The following is a 20249-nucleotide window of genomic DNA, read 5'->3' as shown; positions in this document are numbered from 1 at the left end:
GGGGCGACCCGGCCGGGCGCGGGCCGACCGTCGTCGCCTAGCTGCTCCCTCCGTCCGAGCGGCGGCGGGAGGACTGCGCCCGAACGCCCTCCGCGCCGCGCGTGCGGAGGGCGCCCAGCGACTTTCGGAGAGATGCGATGATGCTGAAGGAACTGACGGCGGTGGCGCAGGCGGCGCTGCCGGTGGCGCAATTTCGCGACCACCTGCGGCTTGGCACCGGCTTTGCCGACACGGGTGCCGAGGATGCGGCGCTGGTGGCCTATCTGCGGGCGGCGATCGCAGCGATCGAGGGGCGCACGGCGAAGGTGCTGCTGGCGCATGAGTTCCGGCTGGTGCTGCCGGGTTGGCGCGATGCCGAGAGCGTGCCCTTGCCGGTGGCGCCGGTGAGCGCGGTGGCCGGGGTGCGGCTGATCGACCGGGAGGGGGCCGAGACGGCGCTGTCTGCCACGCGTTGGCGGTTGGTCGAGGATCTGGCGCGGCCGCGGCTCAAGGCTGTGGGCGGGGCGCTGCCCGAGGTGCCGGTGGCGGGCACGGCCGAGATCGACTTCACCGCCGGCTTCGGTACCTGGGCCGAGCTTCCGGTCGATCTGGCGCAGGCGGTGTTCCTGCTGGCGGCGCAGTATTTCGAGCTGCGCCACGACGGGGCGGGCGCGGCAAGCGCGATGCCCTTCGGGGTGATGGCGCTGATCGAGCGCTGGCGCACGGTGCGGGTGCTGGGAGGCCGGGGATGAGCGGGCCGCGACTGACCCGGCCGCTGGTGCTGGAGGTGCCCTCGCGCGTCGAGGATGGCGCGGGCGGCTTCACCGCGGGTTGGAGCGCGCGCGGCACGCTTTGGGCCGAGATGCGCGCGGGCACCGGGCAGGCGCGGGCGGGCGAGGCGATGCCGCTTGGGGCAACGCCCTGGACGATCGTGGTGCGTGCCGCGCCCATGGGGTCGCCGCGCCGACCCGAGGCCGGCCAGCGCTTTCGCGATGGCGCGCGGATCTTCGCGATCGTGACGGTCGCCGAGACGGACCCGGGGGCGCGCTATCTGACCTGTTTTGCCCGCGAGGAGGTGGTGCGATGAGCTATGGCGTGGCGGCCGCGCTGCAAGGCGCGGTCTATCAGGCGCTGTGCGATGACGCGGCGCTGGCGGCGCTTGTCGGCAGCGCGATCCATGACGCGGCGCCGAGTGGCACGCCCACGGGAACCTGGGTGAGCCTTGGCCCCGAGGAGGCGCGCGATGCCTCGGACAAGACGGGCGGCGGTGCGGTGCATGATTTCACCGTGTCGGTCATCAGCGATGCGGCGGGCTTTGCCGCGGCGAAGGCGGCGGCGGCGGCGGTCTCGGATGCGCTGGTCGACGCGCCGCTTGTGCTCGCGCGCGGGCGTCTGGTCGGGCTGTGGTTCGTGCGGGCGCGGGCGTCGCGGGCGGCGCAGGGCAGCCTGCGGCGCATCGACCTGACCTTTCGCGCCCGGGTGGAGACCTGAGCGGGCCGCGAGACCCGCGGCAATTTCAGCAATCGGAGAGTGAAAATGGCGGCACAGAACGGCAAGGACCTTCTGATCAAGCTCGACCTGACCGGGGCGGGCGCGTTCGAGACCATCGCGGGGCTGCGCGCGACGCGGATCAGCTTCAACGCCGAGACGGTCGACGTGACCTCGCTGGAAAGTCAGGGCGGCTGGCGCGAGCTTTTGGGCGGCGCGGGCGTGCGCTCGGCCGCGATCAGCGGTTCGGGCGTGTTTCGCGATGCGGCGACGGACGAGCGCGCGCGGCAGATCTTCTTCGACGGCGAGGCGCCGGATTTCCAGGTCATCATCCCGGATTTCGGCATCGTCCAGGGGCCCTTCATGATCGCCTCGATCGACTATGCGGGCAGTCACAATGGCGAGGCGACCTATGAGCTGAGCCTCGCCTCGGCCGGGGCGCTGAGCTTTACGGCGCTGTGATGGCGAACCCCTGGGCGGGAGAGGTCGAGGTCGTGCTCGACGGCGAGCGACGGGGGGCGAAGCTGACGCTTGGGGCGCTGGCCGAGCTTGAGGCGGAGCTTGGCGGCGGCACGATGCTCGACCTTGTGCGGCGCTTCGAGAGCGGGGCGTTTTCCACCCGCGACGTGCTGGCGCTTGTGGTCGCGGGGCTGCGCGGCGGCGGTTGGGACGGACGGGCCGAGGACCTGCGCACGGTCGAGATCGGCGGCGGGCCGGTGGCGGCGGCGCGGATCGCGGCCGAGCTGCTCGCCCGCGCCTTCACCGTGCCGGGGGCGTCGTGAGCGAGGGTGGGCTCGACTGGCCCGGGCTGATGCGGGCGGGGCTGCGCGGGCTTGGCCTGCGCCCGCATGAATTCTGGGCGCTGACCCCGGCCGAGCTTGCGCTGATGCTGGGCGAGGGGGCGGCGCGGGCGCCGCTGACGCGGGCGGGGTTGGCGGCGCTTTCTGCGCGCTGGTCGGATGCGCCGGCAGGACCGAAACATCAGGAGGATGCAGATGGACGGGTTTGATGAGCTGAGCGCGCAGGCGGCCGAGCTTGAGCGCAATCTGGGCGGAGCCGAGGCGGTGGCGGCGAGCTTTGGTGGCGAGCTTTTGCGGATGCGCGAAAGCATGGTCTACACCGGGCGCGAGGTCTCGACCCTGTCGAGCAGCATCGGGCGCGGGCTGCGGCGTGCCTTCGACGGGCTGATCTTCGACGGCATGAAGCTGTCGGAGGCGCTGAGCGAGGCGGCGCAGACGATCTCGGCCAGCGCCTATTCGATCGCGCTGCGGCCGGTGCAGAACGCGCTTGGCTCGGCGATTGCCGAGGGGGTGAACGGGCTGCTGAGCGGGCTTTTGCCCTTCGCGAATGGCGCGGCCTTCAGCCAGGGCCGGGTGATGCCCTTTGCCAAGGGCGGCGTGGTGAGCAGCCCGGTCTCCTTCCCCATGCGCGGTGGGGCCGGGCTGATGGGCGAGGCCGGGCCCGAGGCGATCTTGCCGCTCGCGCGCGGCGCGGACGGGCGGCTTGGCGTGCAGGCGGGTGGCGGCGGGCGCACGGTCAACGTGGTGATGAACGTGACCACGCCCGATGTCGCGGGCTTTGCCCGCAGCCAGAGCCAGATCGCGGCGCAGATCAACCGCGCCTTGGCGCGCGGCAGCCGCAACAGCTGAGGAGGGGAGGATGGCCTTTCACGAGATCCGTTTCCCCGCGAACCTGAGCTTCGGCTCAGTTGGCGGGCCCGAGCGGCGCACCGAGATCGTCACGATGGCGAACGGCTTCGAGGAGCGCAACACCCCCTGGGCGCATTCGCGCCGGCGCTATGACGCGGGGGTGGGGCTGCGCAGTCTCGATGACGTCGAGCGGCTGATTGCCTTTTTCGAGGCGCGGGCCGGGCAGCTGCATGGCTTTCGCTGGAGGGACTGGGCCGATTACAAGAGTTGTCCGGCCTCGCGCGCGCCGCGGTTCGAGGATCAGCTGATCGGCACCGGCGACGGGGTGACCACGGCCTTCGGGCTGAAGAAGACCTACAGCTCGGGCGGTGTCGATTACGTGCGCCCGATCACCAAGCCGGTGGCGGGGACGGTCGTCGTCGGGGTGCAGGGCGACAGCCTGGCCGAGGCGGTGCATTTCGGGATCGACACCGCCACCGGCATCATCACCTTCTTCGACCCGCCGGTCGAGGGGGTGCGGGTGACCGCGGGGTTCGAGTTCGATGTGCCGGTGCGCTTCGACACCGACACGATCCAGGTGTCGGTGCAGTCGTTCCGGGCGGGCGACCTGCCGCAGGTGCCGGTGGTGGAGGTGCGGATCTGATGGCCTATCCCGAGGAGTTGATGGCGCATCTGGCCGGCGGCGCGACGACGATGGCGCGGGCCTGGGCGATCGTGCGCCGGGACGGGCGGGTGCTGGGCTTCACCGATCACGACCGGCCGCTGATCTTCGAGGGGATCCGCTTCGAGCCCGGCAGCGGCATGACGGCGAAGGCCTTGGTGCAGGGCACCGGGCTTTCGGTCGACAACAGCGAGGGGGCGGGCGCGCTGAGCTCGGAGGCGATCACGGAGGGCGATCTGCTGGCCGGGCGCTATGACGGGGCCGAGGTGCGGGCCTGGATCGTCGACTGGGCGGATGTGGCGATCCGGGCCGAGACCTTTCGCGGCACGATCGGCGAGGTGACGCGCGGAGCGGGGGCCTTCAGTGCCGAGCTGCGCGGGCTGACCGAGGCGCTGTCGGCCGAGCGCGGGCGGATCTATCATCCGCGCTGTTCGGCGGTGCTGGGGGATGCGTCCTGCCGCTTCGATCTGGAGAGGAACGGCTACGGGCTCGAGATCGCCGCCGAGGAGGTCGAGGACGGGCGGGTGTTCCGCTTTGCCGCGGTCGCGGGCTTCGAGGACCGCTGGTTCGAGAAGGGGCGCTTTCGCGTGCTGAGCGGGGCGGCGGCGGGGCTTCTTGGCGTGATCAAGAACGACCGGGTTCAGGGCAGCGGTGCGCGGGTGGTCGAGCTGTGGCAGGGGCTGGGCGCCGAGGTCGCGGTGGGGGACCTTGTGCGGCTTGATGCGGGCTGCGACCGTCGTGCCGACACCTGTCGGCTGAAATTCGATAATTTCAGGAATTTCAGGGGTTTCCCGCATCTTCCCGGGGAGGACTGGCTGGTCTCCTATCCGGTCGAGGGCGGCAGCAACGACGGCGGGAGCCTGTTCCAGTGACGGAGGGCGATCAGGCGGTGGCGATCGCGCGGCGCTGGATCGGCACGCCCTATCTGCATCAGGCCTCGGTCGAGGGGGCGGGCAGCGACTGCCTTGGCCTTCTGCGCGGGATCTGGCGCGAGATCCATGGGCAGGAGCCGGAACCCGTGCCGACCTACACGCCCGACTGGTCGGAGCCTGCGCGCGAAGAACGGCTCTGGGCGGCGGCGCGGCGGCATCTGGTCGTGGCCTCTGAGGAGGCGGGCAGCCTGCCCGAGTGGCCCGGTGAGGTGATCCTGTTCCGGCTGCGCGCGGGCGGCGTGGCCAAGCACCTGGGCATTGCGGCTGAGGTCGGGGCGGGGGCGAGCTTCGTGCACGCCTACAGTGGCCATGGGGTGATCGAGAGCCCGCTCTCGCGCCCCTGGGCGCGGCGGATCGTGGCGCGGTTTCAATTCTGTGAGGGAGGCATCTGATGGCGACGCTGTTGCTTTCCGCCGCGGGCGGGTTGGTCGGGGCGGGGTTCGGGGGGACGGTTCTCGGCCTTTCGGGCGCGGTGATCGGGCGGGCGATCGGAGCGACGCTCGGGCAGGTGATCGACCAGCGGTTGCTGGGGGCGGGCTCGCAGCGGGTGGAGACCGGGCGGGTCGACCGGCTGCGGCTGTCAAGTGCGAGCGAGGGCGAACCGGTCGGGCGTGTCTGGGGGCGGATGCGCGTTGCGGGTCAGGTGATCTGGGCAACCCGTTTCTTCGAGACGAAGAAGACCAAGAAGCGTGGCAAGGGGGCGCCGAAGGTCACCACCACCAGTTTCAGCTATTCGGTGAGCCTTGCGATCGCGCTGTGCGAGGGCGAGATCCTGCGGGTGGGGCGGGTCTGGGCGGACGGGATCGAGATCGAGCCGGGCAGCCTGACCATGCGCGTCTATACGGGCTCCGAGGACCAGCTGCCCGATCCGAAGATCGAGGCCGTGGAGGGGGCGGGGGCGGCGCCGGCCTATCGCGGTATCGCCTATGTCGTTTTCGAGGATCTGGAGCTGTCGGCCTATGGCAATCGGGTGCCGCAGTTCTCCTTCGAGGTGGTGCGGCCGGCGCAGGGGGCGCTGATCGACGCGGTGCCTGACCTCGTGCGGGGCTTGCGCGCGGTGGCGATGATCCCGGGCACTGGCGAATACGCGCTGGCGACAACGCCGGTCTATCAGAAATCGGGCACCGGTGCCGGGGCGGTGACCGAGGTGGTGAACCAGAACGCGCCGGGCGGGGGCACCGATTTCACGCAGTCGCTGACCGCGCTCGAGGAGGAATTGCCGGGCTGCGAGGCGGTGTCTCTGGTCGTGTCCTGGTTCGGCAGCGACCTGCGCTGCGGCGAATGCGCGGTGCGCCCGAAGATCGCCGATGCCACGGTCGAGGGGGGGGGCATGCGCTGGCGGGTCTCGGGGACGTCGCGCGCCGATGTCGAGGAGGTGCCGCGCGCCGATGGCGCGTCGATCTATGGCGGCACGCCGGCCGATGCCGCGGTGATCGAGGCGATTGCGGCGCTGCGGGCGGCGGGCAAGGCCGTGACCTTCTATCCCTTCATCCTGATGGACCAGACCGGGGACAACACGCTGCCCGATCCCTTGTCCGGGGCCGAGAGCCAGCCGGTCATGCCCTGGCGCGGGCGGATCACCCTGTCGGTCGCGCCGGGGCGCACGGGCAGTCCGGACCGCAGCCTTGCCGCCGAGGCCGAGGTGGCGGCCTTCTTCGGGGCGGCGCAGCCCGGTGATTTCACCCCGGGCGAGGCCACGGTCGACTATGCGGGGCCGGCGGAATGGTCAATGCGCCGCTTCATCCTGCATTATGCGCATCTGTGCGCGCTGGCCGGTGGGGTCGAGGCCTTTTGCATCGGCACCGAGATGGTGGCGCTGAACCAGATCCGCGGCGCGGGTGACAGTTTCCCGGCGGTGGCGGCCTTCCGCACCCTTGCCGCCGAGGTGCGCGCCATTCTGGGCCCCGGTTGCAAGATCAGCTATGCCGCCGACTGGTCGGAATATGCGGGCTATGCGCCGGGCAATGGCGATCGCTATTTCCACCTTGATCCGCTCTGGGCCGACGAGAATGTCGATTTCATCGGCATCGACAACTACATGCCGTTGTCGGACTGGCGCGACGGCGAGGAGCATCTTGATGCGCATTGGGGCGCGATCCATGCGCTTGACTACCTGAAGGCCAATGTCGCGGGCGGCGAGGGCTATGACTGGTATTATGCGGCCGAGGAACACCGCACGGCGCAGATCCGCACGCCGATCACCGATGGCGCCGCGGGCGAGCCCTGGATCTGGCGGGTGAAGGACATCCGCGGCTGGTGGGAGAATGCCCATCACGAGCGGGTGGGGGGCGTACGCAGCGCCACGGCGACGGCCTGGGTTCCGGGCTCGAAACCGGTATGGTTCACCGAGATGGGCTGTGCCGCGATCGACAAGGGCACGAACCAGCCCAACAAGTTCCTCGATCCGAAAAGTTCGGAATCGAGCCTGCCCTTCTTCTCGGACGGGCGGCGCGACGAGCTGATCCAGATGCAATACCTGCGCGCCATGGTCAGCTATTGGCGCGAGGCGGCGAACAACCCGGTTTCCGATCTGTATGGCGCGCCGATGGTCAACATGCGCCGCGCCCATGTCTGGGCCTGGGACAGCCGGCCTTATCCGGCCTTTCCGGGGCGCGCCGATCTTTGGGCCGATGCCGACAACTATGCGCGCGGGCACTGGATTTCCGGCCGCGCGGTGTCGCAGCCGCTGGCAAATGTGGTGGCCGAGATTTGCGAGGGCGCCGGGGTGACGGCGATCGATGTCGGCGGGCTTTACGGGCTGGTGCGCGGTTTCGCGCCGGGGGGCGGCGAGAGCGGGCGGGCGATGCTGCAGTCGCTGATGCTGGCCTATGGCTTCGAGGCGCTCGAGCGCGAGGGGCGGCTTGTGTTCCGGATGCGCGACGGGCGGGTGGCGGCCGAGCTTGACCGCGATGCGTTGGCCCTCGGCGAGGAGAGCGACGCGGTGATCGAGACGAGACGTGCGCCCGAGGCCGAGATGGCGGGGCGGGTGCGGCTGACCTACGTCGAGGCGGATGGAGATTTCGAGGTTGCGGTGGCCGAGGCGCTGTTCCCCGACGAAGCGGATGGCGCGGTGTCGGGATCGGAGCTGTCGCTGGCGCTGACCCGGGCACAGGCGCAGGGGCTTGCCGAGCGTTGGCTGGCCGAAGCGCGGGTGGCACGCGACGGGGCGCGGTTTTCGCTTCCGCCCTCGCTCGGGCACCTTGGCGCGGGGGATGTGGTGGCGCTCGAGACGGCCGAGGGAGCGCGGCGCTACCGCCTTGATCGGCTGGAGCAGGCGGGGGCGATCGCGGTCGAGGCGGTGCGGGTCGAGCCGGCGATCTACCGGCCTTCGGACGAGGTCGAGGAGCGGGTGGTGCCCCGCCCCTTCGCCGCGCCGGTGCCGGTGACGCCGGTCTTTCTCGACCTGCCGCTGATGACGGGAACGGAAGATCCTGTCGCCCCGCATCTGGCCGTGACCGCGACGCCCTGGCCGGGCACCGTTGTCGTCTATTCCTCGACCGAGGACGAGGGCTATGCGCTCAACACCACGCTTGCCGCGCGGGCGGTGATCGGCGAGACGCTGAGCACGCTGCCGGCGGCGCGGCCGGGGCTGTGGGACCGGGGGCCGGCCTTGCGGGTGCGGATGGCCGGTGGCGATCTCGAAACGGTCAGCAGGACGCGGCTGCTTTCGGGGGCGAACCTGCTGGCGATCGGCGATGGCAGTGCCGAGGGCTGGGAGCTTTTGCAATTCGCCACGGCGGTGCCGGTGCTGCCGAATGTCTGGGACCTGTCGCTGCTGTTGCGCGGGCAGCTTGGCACCGATGCGCTGATCCCCGAGGTCTGGCCCGCCGGCAGCACGGTGGTGCTGCTGGACGAGGCGCCCGAGCAGATTGCGCTGGCGGCCTCGGTCCGGGGGCTGGCGCGGCACTACCGGATCGGATCGGCGCGGCGCGGCTATGACGACCCGTCCTATGTGCACGAGGTGCTGGCCTTTCGCGGCGCGGGGCTGCGCCCGCTCAGCCCCTGCCATCTGCGCGCGGGGCGCGGAGGGGCGGGCTGGGATCTGAGCTGGGTACGCCGCACCCGGATCGACGGCGACAGCTGGGACGGCTACGAGGTGCCGCTGGGCGAGGCCTCGGAACTGTATCTGGTGCGGGTGATCGAGGGCACGACCGTGCGCCGGGAGGCCACGGTGAGCACGCCGGCCTGGAGCTACAGCCTGGCGGAGGCGGCTGCGGACGGGATCACGGGGCCCTTTGCCATCGAGGTGATGCAGATCTCGGATGTGTTCGGCCCGGGGCTTTCGGCACGGATCGCGCTTGCGCCCTGACGCTGCGGGCTTTTCTCCGGGCCGGCCTTCCCCTATGTGTGGTCGGGCCTATGTGATAGGCTTGCCCGAAAGCGAAGGAGCTTGGTCATGGCGGAAATGCGCGCGAAGGTGACGGCGGTCGATCCGGTCTGGACCCGGATCTGCGACGAGGCGCGCGATGCCGTGCGCGACGAACCGCTTCTGGGGGCGCTGATCCACGCGGGGCTTCTGCATCACCCGACGATGGAGCGGGCGCTTGCCTATCGCTTTTCGCTGAAGCTTGCCTCGGGCGAGATGAGCGAGCAGATCCTGCGCGAGATCGCCGATGAGGCCTATGGCGCGGACCCGGGGCTGGGCGGTGCGGCGCGCGCCGATCTGGTGGCGGTCTATGACCGCGACCCGGCCTGCCACCGCTTCCTGCAGCCGATCCTGTTCTTCAAGGGCTATCAGGCGCTGCAGGCCTATCGGATCTCGCATTGGCTGTGGCGGCAGGGCCGGCGCGACATGGCCTATTTCGTGCAGATGCGCACCTCCGAGATGTTCGGTGTCGACATCCACCCCGCTGCGCGGATCGGCAAGGGCGTGATGATCGACCACGCCCATTCCATCGTGATCGGTGAGACTGCGGTGGTGGGCGACAATGTCTCGATGCTCCATTCGGTGACGCTCGGCGGCACCGGCAAGGAGGAGGAGGACCGCCACCCGAAGATCGGCAACGGCGTGCTGATCGGCGCGGGGGCGAAGGTGCTGGGCAATATCCGCATCGGCGACAACAGCCGCATCGCTGCGGGCTCGGTGGTGCTGAACGACGTGCCCCGCTGCAAGACCGTCGCCGGCGTCCCGGCGAAGATCGTCGGCGAGGCCGGTTGCGACCAGCCCGCGGTGCGGATGGATCAGCAGCTGAAGAACTGCAACTGCGAGGGCTGAAGGCCCGGGAGCGAGGCCGGGCGACGCCCGGCCCCTCGGATCTCAGGCAGACAGTTGGTCATAGGCCTCGAGCGCCTTGACCCCGTACATCAGCGACGGCCCGCCGCCCATCAGCACGCTGACGTTCACCGTTTCCTCGATCTCGGCCCGGTTCGCGCCCGCCGCGATGCAGGCCTGCACATGCAGCCCGATGCAATAGCTGCATTGCCGCGCGATGCCGATGGCCAGCGCGATCAGCTCCTTTTCCTTGGTCGAGAGCGCCCCCGGCGCAAGCGAGGCGCCATGCAGCGCGCCGAAGCCCTGATACGAGGCTTCCTGGCACTTCGCGTAATCCCCCATCTCGGCCTTGATCGTCGCAAGTTCCGCCTTCCAGTCCATGACTTGTCCTTTCCGAAGGAGTGCATCCATGGACGACCCTAGCGGGGCGGATCGCGCCGCGCCTTGAGCCAGAACAAAAAAGCCCCCCGGAAACGGGAGGCTTTTTGTCGTTTCCGGACGCGGACCTCAGGCCAGCATCGCGATCGGGTTCTCGAGGTTCTCGACGATCGCCGCCAGAAGCTGCGCGCCAAGCGCCCCGTCGATCACCCGGTGATCGACCGAGAGCGTCATCGACATCATCGTCGCCACCTCGATCTCGCCCGCGTCATTCACCACCGGCTTGCGCACGCCTGCACCGACGGCGAGGATCGCGCCATGCGGCGGGTTGATCACCGCGTCGAAATTCTCGATCCCGAACATGCCGAGGTTCGAGATCGCGAAGCTGCCGCCCTGGTATTCCTGCGGCGCGAGCTTGCGATCGCGGGCGCGTTTGGCCAGATCCTTCATCTGCTCCGACAGTTTCGACAGCGACTTCGCCTCGGCGTCGAACAGCACCGGGGTGAACAGCCCGCCCTCGATCGCCACGGCCACCGCGACATCCGAGGCCTTCATCTTCAGGACCCGGTCGCCCGCCCAGACGGCATTCGCATCCGGTACCGCCTGCAGCGCGAGCGCGCAGGCCTTGATGATGAAGTCGTTGACCGACAGCTTCACGCCCCGACCCTCGAGCTTCTTGTTCAGCTCCGAGCGGAAGGCGAGCAGGTCGTCGATCCGCGCGGCGCGGCGCAGGTAGAAATGCGGGATCGTCTGCTTCGCCTCGGTCAGGCGCGCGGCGATGGTGCGGCGCATCCCGTCGAGCGTGACCTCCTCATAGGCGCGGCCCTCGTAGAGCTTCGCCACCGCGCTGGCCGAGACGGCCGGCGCCGCCGGGGCGGGCGCTGCCGCGACAGTGGTCGGGGCAGGGGGCGCGGCCTTGGACGCGGCGGTTGCGGCCTCGACATCGGCCTTGACGATCCGCCCGTGCGGGCCCGAGCCCGAAAGCGCCGCGAGGTCGAGCCCCTTGTCGGCGGCGATGCGGCGGGCGAGCGGCGAGGCGAAGATCCGTTTGCCACCTGCCATCGGAGCCGCCGGAGCGGGAGCCGCCACCGGCGCAGGGGCTGCGGCCGGAGCCGCTGCCACCGGCGCGGCGGCCGGAGCAGCCTTCGCCGCGGGCAGCGCATCGGCGCTTTCGCCCTCTTCCAGCAGCAGGGCGATCGGGGTGTTCACCTTCACGCCGGCTGTGCCATCGGCCACAAGGATCTTGCCGAGGATACCTTCATCCACGGCCTCGAACTCCATCGTCGCCTTGTCGGTCTCGATCTCGGCGAGGATGTCGCCCGACTTGACCGTGTCGCCTTCCTTCTTCAGCCATTTGGCCAGAGTGCCTTCCTCCATCGTCGGAGAAAGCGCGGGCATCAGGATTTCGGTTGCCATCTTTTTCTCCTCAGCGGTAGCAGACAGACTTCGCCGCCGCGACGACATCGTCCGAGGTCGCAAGCGCCAGTTTCTCGAGGTTGGCCGCATAGGGCATCGGCACGTCCTTGCCGGTCACGTTGATCACCGGCGCGTCGAGATAGTCGAAGGCACGCTCCATGATCACCGCCGACAGGTGGTTGCCGATTGCGCCCACGGGCCAGCCCTCTTCCACGGTGACGCAGCGGTTGGTCTTCATCACCGAGGCCAGCACCGTGTCGTAATCGATCGGGCGCAGCGTGCGCAGGTCGATCACCTCGGCCGAGATCCCCTCGGCAGCGAGCTTCTCGGCCGCCTCGAGCGTGTGGCTCATGCCGATGCCAAAGCTGACGAGGGTGACATCCGTGCCCTCGCGCCAGATCCGCGCCTTGCCGAAGGGGATGGTGAAGTCCTCGAGGTCCGGCACCTCGAAGCTGCGGCCATACATGATCTCGTTTTCAAGGAAGACGACCGGGTTCGGATCGCGGATCGCGGTCTTCAGCAGGCCCTTCGCATCGGCCGCCGAATAGGGCATCACCACCTTGAGGCCCGGGATCATCGCATACCAGGCGGCATAGTCCTGGCTGTGCTGGGCGCCGACACGCGCCGCCGCGCCGTTCGGGCCGCGGAACACGATCGGACAGCCCATCTGGCCGCCGGACATGTAGAGCGTCTTCGCCGCCGAGTTGATGATGTGGTCGACCGCCTGCATCGCGAAGTTGAAGGTCATGAACTCGACGATCGGGCGCAACCCGCCCATGGCCGCGCCCACGGCGATGCCGGTGAAGCCGTATTCGGTGATCGGCGTGTCGATCACCCGCTTCTCCCCGAACTCGTCCAGCAGCCCCTGGCTGATCTTGTAGGCGCCCTGGTATTCGGCGACTTCCTCGCCCATCAGATAGACGTTTTCGTCGGCGCGCATCTCTTCGGCCATCGCCTCGCGCAGCGCCTCGCGCACCGTCATCGTCTTCATCGGCGTGCCTTCGGGCCAGTCGGCCGAGGCCTTCGAGACCGGCGCCGCAGGCGCCTCGGCGGGCGCGGCGGCGGTGGCCGCGACCGGGGCAGGGGCGGCGGCTGCCGGGGCGGCGGCGCTCTGCACCGCGTCGGCCGCGCTTTCGCCGTCCTCGGCCAGCACCGCGATCGGGGTGTTCACCTTCACGCCGGCGGTGCCTTCGGGCACCAGGATCTTCGCGATCGTGCCCTCGTCGACCGCCTCGAATTCCATCGTCGCCTTGTCGGTCTCGATCTCGGCGAGGATCTGGCCGGAGGTGACGGTGTCACCCTCCTTGACCAGCCATTTCGCAAGCGTGCCCTCTTCCATCGTCGGGGAGAGCGCGGGCATCAGGATTTCGGTTGCCATTGTCAGTCTCCCTCAGGCGTAGATATCGGTCCAGAGCTCGCTCAGCGCGGGCTCGGGGCTTTCCTTGGAGAATTCGGCGGCCTCGTTCACCGTCGCCTTGATCTCCTTGTCGATCGCCTTCAGGTCGTCTTCGGTGGCGTGACCGCCCGAGATCAGCAGCTCGCGCACGTGTTCGATCGCGTCGCGCTCCTCGCGGATCTTCTGTACCTCTTCGCGGGTGCGGTATTTCGCCGGGTCCGACATCGAGTGGCCGCGATAGCGATAGGTCATCATCTCGAGGATGTAGGGGCCGTTGCCGGCGCGGCAGTGCGCCACCGCCTTCTCGCCCGCCGCCTTCACCGCCAGCACGTCCATGCCATCGACCTGCTCGCCCGGAATGCCGAAGGCCACGCCGCGGCCGTAGAGCGTCGTCGACTTGGTCGAGCGCTTGACCGACGTGCCCATGGCATACTGGTTGTTCTCGATCACGAAGACCACCGGCAGGCTCCACAGCTCGGCCATGTTGTAGGTCTCGTAGACCTGGCCCTGGTTCGCCGCGCCATCGCCGAAATAGGCGAAGGTGACGTTGTCATTGCCCTTGTACTTGTCCGAGAAGGCCAGCCCCGCGCCGATCGGCACCTGCGCGCCGACGATGCCATGGCCGCCGTAGAAGTGCTTCTCCTTCGAGAACATGTGCATCGAGCCGCCCTTGCCGCGGCTGTAGCCGCCCTCGCGCCCGGTCAGCTCGGCCATCACGCCCTTCGGGTCCATGCCGCAGGCCAGCATGTGGCCGTGGTCGCGGTACGAGGTGACGCGCTTGTCGCCCTCTTTCGCCGCGGCCTCGAGCCCGACGACCACCGCCTCCTGGCCGATGTAGAGGTGGCAGAACCCGCCGATCAGCCCCATGCCGTAGAGCTGGCCTGCCTTCTCCTCGAACCGGCGGATCAGCAGCATCTCGTGATAATATTTCAGAAGATCGTCCTTCGAGACATTGGCGCCGTCAACCGCGGCCGTCTCGGGGGTCTTGCGAGTTGCCATCCGGCTTCCTCCCCTGCGCAGAAAATAGTTCAACGTTAAACCATTTCATACAGCAAGGCGGATGGGGATGCAATCGCACATGCGTCAACCCTGCCCGCAAGCGGGTGCAGGGCGGCCGTCGGGAAGGGGGGCTCAGCGGATGACGATTTCGTCGCGGCGCACGGTGCCCAGCACCTCGCGGGCGCGCTCGTCGAGAAGATCGAGGTCGAGATATTCGTCCGACAGTCGGTGCGTCAGGTTCGCCATCCGCTCGGCCTCGTTGCGCAGGGCGTCGCGCTCGGTGGTCAGCTGGTCGATCTCGGCATCGACCTGCACCCGGCGGAAGATGCCGTACGACCCCTGCACCGCGGCAAAGGTGAAATAGAGGCCGAGCACGACGGCAATCGAGAAGAAGATGAAGGGCCCGACGGCGGGGCGTTTGTGAAACATGCTGCTGCCTCTGTCCCCCGGGGTGCCCCGGCGCATCCGCCTCTTGTCGGGCGATCTGTTCATCCTGCCACAGCCGCGGCGGATTGTGAATCCCCGAAAGGCAGGGAAGGCCCTGTTTTTCCTGCACTCACTCGGGTTTCAGGCTGATGAAGACCCGGGTGTCGAAGCGCGCGGTGAAGGCGTGGCAGGCGCCGCCCGGGGTCAGTCTGTCGCCTTGCGCATCGCACAGGGTGGCGCGGATGCGCCCGGTGACCTGACCGCGGCTCGGCTCGGCGGCATCGCGGCTCAGCTGCTCGATTGTCAGTTCGGCCGGTCCGCGGCTGCGCAGCTTCGGCCCGTCGAGCGTGGGGCCCAGCAGCCAGTCGACCGTCACCTGCCCGGTGCGGGTGCCACTTGCCGGAACGTCGGGGAAGATCGCGTTGACGAAGATCTCGTCCGAGTCGGGTTTCGGCGTGCCGCCGGGCGATCCGCCCAGCAGGAAATGCACCGCGCCGCCCGGTGTGACCGAATGATCCGCGTCGGGCTCCCAGCTCAGCTGCACCGAGGCGTCGATGGCTCCGATCGAGAAATCGTAGGTGGTGTAGGGATGGGCGGCGCCGTCCAGCGTCACCTCCATCGTGCCCATCTTCCAGGGCCAGCCCTCCGGCGGATCGGGGGTCAGCACCACCGCATCGGGAAGGAAGCCGTCCGGCGCCGCGGGCGGCTGGGGCGCACAGCCGGCGATCAGCGCGGCCAGGACAAGCGGCAGGCAGTGTCGTGTCATCCGAGGGCTCCGAACGAAACGGGCCCCCGAAGGGAGCCCGGCCGGTGCCACGATAGCACGGATTTTCGCGTCGCAAGCCGCGATCAGGCGATCGAGGCCTTGTAGATGCTGTCGATCGCCGCGCCGAGCGCCGCGTCGAATTCCGCGTCCGACTGCTGCGCGCTCAGCCCCTCGGTCAGCGCACGGCTGAACGAGGCGATCATGCCGTCGTTCTGCGCCAGGATCCGGTTCGCCTCGTCGCGCGGATAGCCGCCCGACAGCGCCACGACCTTCAGCACCTTCGGGTGATCGACCAGCGGCTTGTAGAAGTTCGGGATCGTCGGCAGGCTCAGCTTCAGCATCACCGTCTTGCCGTCCTCGAGCCCCTCGAGCTGTTCAAGGATCGCCTCGAGCAGGATCGCCTCGGCATCGGCCTTGTCGGCGATCGAGATCGTCACTTCCGGCTCGATGATCGGCATCAGACCATGCGCGATGACGGTCTTGCCCAGTTCGAACTGCTGCGCCACGACCTCACGGATGCCCTCGACATTGGCGGCCGAGATCACCGAACGTTCCTTGGTGCCGAAGATGCCGGCGGCGGCGGCGCGGTCGAGCAGCGCCTCGAGCCCCGGGATCGGCTTCAGCATCTGGCAGCCCTTGGCCTCGGCCTCGAGCCCCTTGTCGATCTTCAGGAAGGGCACGACGCCGCGCTTTTCCCACAGGAAGGTGGCGGTCGGGATGCCGTCGATCTCGCGGTCCATGGTCTGTTCGAACAGGATCGCGCCGATCACCTTCTCGCCGGTGAAGGCGGGCGACTTGATGATCCGCGAGCGCATCGCGTGGATCATGTCGTACATCTCGGTCTCGTTCGAATAGGCGTCCTCGTTCACGCCATAGAGCTTCAGCGCCTTCGGCGTCGAGCCGCCCGACTGGTCGAGCGCGGCGATGAAACCCTGCCCCTTCTTCATCTGTTCGAGCATTTTCGCGTTCGCCATCATGGTCTCCATGCAAGCTGGTTGCGCCGGTTCCCCGGCCTTGGTCCCCGGATAACCCCTTGTCCCCCTTCGCGCAATTCTGAGAACGCTAACAGGGGCCCAGACAGGGGAAGGGCGGCCCGAAGGCCGCCCCTTGTCATTTCATCAGTGCCGCAACACCGGGCAGTTCCTTGCCTTCCATCCATTCGAGGAAGGCCCCGCCCGCGGTCGAGATATAGCTGAAATCGGCGGCGACGCCGGCCTTGTTCAGCGCCGCGACGGTATCGCCGCCGCCCGCGACCGAGACCAGCGCGCCGGCCTTCGTCAGTTCGGCCGCCTTCTTGGCCGCCGCATTCGTCGCGGTGTCGAAGGGCGCGATCTCGAAGGCGCCGAGCGGGCCGTTCCAGATCAGCGTCTTCGAGGCCTCAAAGACCTTGCAGATCTCCTCGACCGCCTTCGGGCCGGCATCGAGGATCATCGCATCGGCGGGGCAGGCATCGGCCGCCACCACCTCGTTCTCGGCGCCCGCCTTGAACTCGCGCGCCACGACGACGTCGGCCGGCAGCACCACGCGGCAGCCGGCATCGGCGGCCTTGGCGAGAATCGCCTTCGCGGTCTCGGCCATGTCATGCTCGGCCAGCGACTTGCCCACGTCGATGCCCTGCGCGACGAGGAAGGTGTTCGCCATGCCGCCGCCGATCACCAGATATTCGACCTTGCTCACCAGATTGCCGAGCAGGTCGAGCTTGGTCGAGACCTTGGCGCCGCCGACGACCGCCGTCACCGGCCGCACCGGATTGCCAAGCGCCGCCTCGAGCGCCTTCAGCTCGGCCTCCATCAGCCGCCCCGCGGCCGAGGGCAGGATATGCGCCACGCCCTCGGTCGAGCTGTGCGCGCGGTGCGCGGCCGAGAAGGCGTCGTTAACATAAACCTCGCCAAGCGCCGCCATCGCCGCGCTGAGTTCGGGGTCGTTCTTTTCCTCGCCGGCATGGAAGCGGGTGTTCTCGAGCAGCACCACTTCGCTCGGCTGCATCGCCGCCACGGCCTTCTTCGCCGGACCACCGATGCAGTCCTCGGCGAAGATCACATGCACGCCAAGCGCCTTCTCGAGCGTCGGCACGAGCGGTTTCAGGCTCATCTCCGGCACGACCTGACCCTTCGGGCGGCCGAAATGGGCCAGAAGCACCGGCTTGCCCCCCTTGGCGAGGATGTCCTTCACCGTGGGCACGATCTTCTCGATCCGGGTTGCGTCGGTCACCACGCCGTTCTCGACCGGCACGTTGATGTCGACGCGCACCAGCACGACCTTGCCCGCAAGGTCGATCTCGTCGAGGGTTTTCCAGGCCATTTCACTCTCCTCATTGCGCGACCGGCGAAGGACCATCCGCCGATGCTGCTCACGCAAACTTGCCCCGCCGTGACGGGGCCGTCAACGGCCTCTGGCGCTTTGCTCTTTTCTTGGGCGGGGCTCCTGCGTAAGGTCGCGCCAAACATTCGAGGAGGACCAGCGATGGCCGAGATCAAAGACCCCGAAAACACCATCATCATGACGCTCAAGGATGGCGATGTCGTGATCGAGCTGATGCCCGAGATCGCGCCCAAGCACGCCGAGCGGATGAAGCAGCTTGCCCGCGACGGCGCCTATGACAACGTGGCCTTCCACCGCGTCATCGAGGGCTTCATGGCGCAGACCGGCGATGTCGAGAACGCCAACATGGAAAAGGACTACAACCCCCGCCGCGCCGGCACGGGTGGCTCGCAGTACCCCGACCTGCCCGCCGAATTCTCGCGCATCCCGCATGACCGCGGCACGCTCGGCGCGGCGCGCTCGATGAACCCGAACTCGGCCAACTCGCAGTTCTTCATCAACTTCTCCGACAACCACTTCCTGAACGGCCAGTACACCGTCTATGGCCGGGTGATCTCGGGGATGGAATTCGTCGACAAGATCATGCGTGGCGAGCCGCCGGCGAACCCCGACCGGATGATCAAGGTGAAGGTCGCCGCCGATGCTGACGCGTAAGCTCTTCCTGGCCGGGGCGTTCTGCCTCGGCGCCACCGTGGCGCTCGCTCAGGACGGCACCACCGTGCCCGACGGACCGGGCCCGAATCTGGTGCTCGAGATCGGCGGCTCGGTCAGCGGCAAGGTGGTGATCGACCTGCTGCCCGACGTTGCACCCAAGCATGTCGAGCGGATCGTCAAGCTGGCGAATGAGCACGCCTATGACGACGTGGTCTTCCACCGGGTGATCGACGGCTTCATGGCGCAGACCGGCGACGTGCAGTTCGGCAAGCGCGGCGCGGACACCTCGATGGCGGGGATGGGCGGCTCGAAATACCCCGATCTTCCGGCGGAATTCTCGAACCGCTCCTTCAGCCGCGGCATGGTCGGCATGGCGCGCTCAGCGAACCCGGATTCGGCCAACTCGCAGTTCTTCGTGATGTTCGCCCCGGCGCCGCATCTGGATGGCCAGTACACGATCGTCGGTCATGTCGTCTCCGGCATGGAGGTGATCGACCGGCTGAAAAAGGGCAATCCCGCGCAGAACGGCCTCGTCGAGGACCCGGACTACATCGTCTCGGCGACGATCGAGTGAGGCCGGGCGGGGGCGCTGCCCCCGCACCCCCGAGGTATTTGTGGCAAGATGAAAGAGAAAGGGCGCTCCGATCGGGGCGCCCTTGGTTTTTCCGGGTCGAGAGAGGCCGGGGGTCCGGGGGCGGCGCCCCCGGGCTGTCCTCAGCCCAGCGTGACGAGGGCGTGGCGCTTCTTGCCCGCGCTCAGCTTCACCGGCTCGGCGAGGTCGGCGGCATGGAACATCCGCCCCGCATCGACGCAGGTCTCGTCGTTGACCTTCAGCCCGCCTTCGGAAATCAGCCGCTTGCCGTCCTTGCCGGTCTTCGCGAGCCCGGTGCGCAGCACGAGCTGGGCAAGGCTGATGCCGTCGGCAACCTCGGTGGCGCTCAGCGCCAGCGTCGGCAGGTCCTCGCCCACGCCGCCCTTCTCGAAGACCTCGCGCGCGGTGGCCTCGGCCGCGGCGGCCGCCTCGGCGCCATGGAGCAGCGTCGTCACCTCGTTCGCGAGGATGATCTTCGCGCCGTTGATCTCGGCCCCGCCAAGCGCGCCGAGCCGCTCGCATTCCTCGACCGGCAGGTCGGTATAGAGCTTGAGGAAGCGCCCGACATCGGCATCGGTGGTGTTGCGCCAGAACTGCCAGAATTCGTAAGGCGAGAGCATCTGGTCATTCAGCCAGATCGCGCCGCCCTGCGACTTGCCCATCTTGCGCCCGTCCGAGGTGGTCAGCAGCGGCGTGGTCAGGCCGAAGATCTCGCGGTCGAGCACCCGGCGCGTCAGGTCGATGCCGTTGACAATGTTGCCCCACTGGTCCGAGCCCCCCATCTGCAGCAGACAGCCATAGCGGCGGTTCAGCTCGAGGAAGTCATAGGCCTGCAGGATCATGTAGTTGAATTCGAGGAAGCTGAGCGACTGCTCGCGGTCGAGTCGCGACTTCACCGATTCGAACGACAGCATCCGGTTCACCGAGAAGTGCCGGCCGATGTCGCGCAGGAAATCGAGGTAGTTCAGGCTGTCGAGCCACTCGGCATTGTTGCGCATCATCGCGCCGTTCGCCTCGTCGCGGTAGTCGAGGAAGCGCGCGAAGACGCGCTGCATGCCGGCGATGTTCTCGTCGATCTTCTCGGGCGTCAGCAGCGGCCGTTCTTCCGAGCGGAAGGAGGGGTCGCCCACCTTGGTGGTGCCGCCGCCCATCAGCGTGATCGGCTTGTTGCCGGTCTTCTGGAACCAGCGCAGCAGCATGATGTTGAGCAGATGGCCCACGTGCAGCGACGCCGCGGTGGCGTCATAGCCGATATAGGCGGTGACCATCCCCTTCGTCAGTGCCGCGTCGAGTTCCTGGATGTCGGTGCAATCCGCCAGGAAGCCGCGCTCGATGATGATGCGGAGGAAGTCCGATCGGGGATGGTAGGTCATCGTGCT

Annotated in this window: 23 protein-coding genes; 14 read left to right on the top strand and 9 right to left on the bottom strand. The window is 68.5% G+C overall.

The genetic code is table 11. From position 1 onward, the window contains the following. Nucleotides 1–137: 137 nt before the first annotated feature. From AC0QTQ_RS11270 to cysE, 12 genes are all read left to right on the top strand, one after another. Nucleotides 138–731, top strand: coding sequence for a head-tail connector protein (locus AC0QTQ_RS11270; protein WP_480256660.1), 594 nt, complete (start codon nucleotides 138–140; stop codon nucleotides 729–731). Next, on the top strand, nucleotides 728–1066 hold the full coding sequence (locus tag AC0QTQ_RS11265; RefSeq protein ID WP_480256659.1) for a head-tail adaptor protein: 339 nt from the start codon (nucleotides 728–730) through the stop codon (nucleotides 1064–1066). Before AC0QTQ_RS11270 ends, AC0QTQ_RS11265 begins: the two co-directional genes overlap by 4 nt. Beyond that, on the top strand, nucleotides 1063–1470 hold the full coding sequence (locus AC0QTQ_RS11260) for a DUF3168 domain-containing protein (RefSeq protein ID WP_480256658.1): 408 nt from the start codon (nucleotides 1063–1065) through the stop codon (nucleotides 1468–1470). The genes AC0QTQ_RS11265 and AC0QTQ_RS11260 overlap by 4 nt, the downstream gene beginning before the upstream one ends. 45 nt (nucleotides 1471–1515) lie before the next feature. After that, nucleotides 1516–1929 carry a phage major tail protein, TP901-1 family gene (locus AC0QTQ_RS11255; RefSeq protein WP_113898802.1) on the top strand — a complete coding sequence of 138 codons (414 nt, stop codon included), beginning with the start codon at nucleotides 1516–1518 and terminating at the stop codon, nucleotides 1927–1929. After that, the gene (locus AC0QTQ_RS11250) at nucleotides 1929–2249 is read left to right on the top strand and encodes a gene transfer agent family protein (RefSeq protein WP_121534160.1); all 321 of its coding nucleotides are present in this window, start codon (nucleotides 1929–1931) and stop codon (nucleotides 2247–2249) included. Before AC0QTQ_RS11255 ends, AC0QTQ_RS11250 begins: the two co-directional genes overlap by 1 nt. 29 nt (nucleotides 2250–2278) lie before the next feature. After that, on the top strand, nucleotides 2279–2476 hold the full coding sequence (locus AC0QTQ_RS11245) for a rcc01693 family protein (protein WP_480259221.1): 198 nt from the start codon (nucleotides 2279–2281) through the stop codon (nucleotides 2474–2476). After that, the gene (locus tag AC0QTQ_RS11240) at nucleotides 2463–3116 is read left to right on the top strand and encodes a phage tail tape measure protein (protein WP_480256657.1); all 654 of its coding nucleotides are present in this window, start codon (nucleotides 2463–2465) and stop codon (nucleotides 3114–3116) included. Before AC0QTQ_RS11245 ends, AC0QTQ_RS11240 begins: the two co-directional genes overlap by 14 nt. Before the next feature lie 10 nt (nucleotides 3117–3126). Next, nucleotides 3127–3759: a phage distal tail protein, Rcc01695 family gene (locus AC0QTQ_RS11235; RefSeq protein ID WP_480256656.1), complete on the top strand. Its 633-nt coding sequence runs from the start codon at nucleotides 3127–3129 to the stop codon at nucleotides 3757–3759. Then, complete coding sequence (locus AC0QTQ_RS11230) at nucleotides 3759–4649, top strand: DUF2163 domain-containing protein (RefSeq protein WP_480256655.1); 891 nt, start codon at nucleotides 3759–3761, stop codon at nucleotides 4647–4649. Before AC0QTQ_RS11235 ends, AC0QTQ_RS11230 begins: the two co-directional genes overlap by 1 nt. After that, nucleotides 4646–5101, top strand: coding sequence for a C40 family peptidase (locus tag AC0QTQ_RS11225; RefSeq protein ID WP_480256654.1), 456 nt, complete (start codon nucleotides 4646–4648; stop codon nucleotides 5099–5101). Before AC0QTQ_RS11230 ends, AC0QTQ_RS11225 begins: the two co-directional genes overlap by 4 nt. Then, the gene (locus AC0QTQ_RS11220) at nucleotides 5101–9018 is read left to right on the top strand and encodes a baseplate multidomain protein megatron (RefSeq protein WP_480256653.1); all 3918 of its coding nucleotides are present in this window, start codon (nucleotides 5101–5103) and stop codon (nucleotides 9016–9018) included. Before AC0QTQ_RS11225 ends, AC0QTQ_RS11220 begins: the two co-directional genes overlap by 1 nt. 87 nt (nucleotides 9019–9105) lie before the next feature. After that, nucleotides 9106–9924 carry a serine O-acetyltransferase gene (gene cysE, locus AC0QTQ_RS11215; RefSeq protein WP_480256652.1) on the top strand — a complete coding sequence of 273 codons (819 nt, stop codon included), beginning with the start codon at nucleotides 9106–9108 and terminating at the stop codon, nucleotides 9922–9924. A gap of 42 nt (nucleotides 9925–9966) precedes the next feature. Here cysE and AC0QTQ_RS11210 read toward each other — a convergent pair whose 3' ends face one another. The 8 genes from AC0QTQ_RS11210 to AC0QTQ_RS11175 all read right to left on the bottom strand — a co-directional run bounded on the left by AC0QTQ_RS11210 (nucleotide 9967) and on the right by AC0QTQ_RS11175 (nucleotide 17603). Next, nucleotides 9967–10302, bottom strand: a complete 336-nt coding sequence (locus AC0QTQ_RS11210) for a carboxymuconolactone decarboxylase family protein (protein WP_113898795.1) — start codon at nucleotides 10300–10302, stop codon at nucleotides 9967–9969. Nucleotides 10303–10428: 126 nt separating this feature from the next. Next, entirely contained in the window at nucleotides 10429–11715 is a 1287-nt protein-coding gene (locus AC0QTQ_RS11205) for a pyruvate dehydrogenase complex dihydrolipoamide acetyltransferase (protein ID WP_480256651.1), read from the bottom strand. Nucleotides 11716–11725: 10 nt separating this feature from the next. Continuing rightward, a complete protein-coding gene (locus tag AC0QTQ_RS11200) occupies nucleotides 11726–13093 on the bottom strand; it encodes a pyruvate dehydrogenase complex E1 component subunit beta (protein WP_480256650.1) in 1368 nt (455 codons plus the stop codon). 12 nt (nucleotides 13094–13105) lie between these two features. Continuing rightward, entirely contained in the window at nucleotides 13106–14110 is a 1005-nt protein-coding gene (gene pdhA / locus AC0QTQ_RS11195; protein ID WP_121534169.1) for a pyruvate dehydrogenase (acetyl-transferring) E1 component subunit alpha, read from the bottom strand. A 132-nt stretch (nucleotides 14111–14242) separates the two neighbouring features. Then, nucleotides 14243–14539, bottom strand: a complete 297-nt coding sequence (locus AC0QTQ_RS11190) for an FtsB family cell division protein (protein ID WP_480256649.1) — start codon at nucleotides 14537–14539, stop codon at nucleotides 14243–14245. Between the two features lie 127 nt (nucleotides 14540–14666). After that, nucleotides 14667–15302: a hypothetical protein gene (locus AC0QTQ_RS11185; RefSeq protein WP_480256648.1), complete on the bottom strand. Its 636-nt coding sequence runs from the start codon at nucleotides 15300–15302 to the stop codon at nucleotides 14667–14669. A gap of 83 nt (nucleotides 15303–15385) precedes the next feature. Next, nucleotides 15386–16276 carry a fructose bisphosphate aldolase gene (locus tag AC0QTQ_RS11180; protein WP_480256647.1) on the bottom strand — a complete coding sequence of 297 codons (891 nt, stop codon included), beginning with the start codon at nucleotides 16274–16276 and terminating at the stop codon, nucleotides 15386–15388. Nucleotides 16277–16412: 136 nt separating this feature from the next. After that, nucleotides 16413–17603: a phosphoglycerate kinase gene (locus tag AC0QTQ_RS11175; protein WP_480256646.1), complete on the bottom strand. Its 1191-nt coding sequence runs from the start codon at nucleotides 17601–17603 to the stop codon at nucleotides 16413–16415. Nucleotides 17604–17765: 162 nt separating this feature from the next. Between AC0QTQ_RS11175 and AC0QTQ_RS11170 the strand changes: the two genes are divergently transcribed. Continuing rightward, nucleotides 17766–18278: a peptidylprolyl isomerase gene (locus AC0QTQ_RS11170; RefSeq protein ID WP_121534173.1), complete on the top strand. Its 513-nt coding sequence runs from the start codon at nucleotides 17766–17768 to the stop codon at nucleotides 18276–18278. Then, nucleotides 18265–18852, top strand: a complete 588-nt coding sequence (locus AC0QTQ_RS11165; RefSeq protein WP_121534174.1) for a peptidylprolyl isomerase — start codon at nucleotides 18265–18267, stop codon at nucleotides 18850–18852. Before AC0QTQ_RS11170 ends, AC0QTQ_RS11165 begins: the two co-directional genes overlap by 14 nt. A gap of 140 nt (nucleotides 18853–18992) precedes the next feature. Here the strand turns inward: AC0QTQ_RS11165 and tyrS are convergent, their stop codons facing one another. Continuing rightward, nucleotides 18993–20243: a tyrosine--tRNA ligase gene (gene tyrS, locus AC0QTQ_RS11160; RefSeq protein ID WP_480256645.1), complete on the bottom strand. Its 1251-nt coding sequence runs from the start codon at nucleotides 20241–20243 to the stop codon at nucleotides 18993–18995. Nucleotides 20244–20249 lie beyond the last annotated feature (6 nt).

This window comes from Paenirhodobacter sp. YD-8, assembly GCF_056590935.1.
Note: the sequence above shows the minus strand (reverse complement) of the source record. Positions and strands in the feature narration are given on the sequence as shown.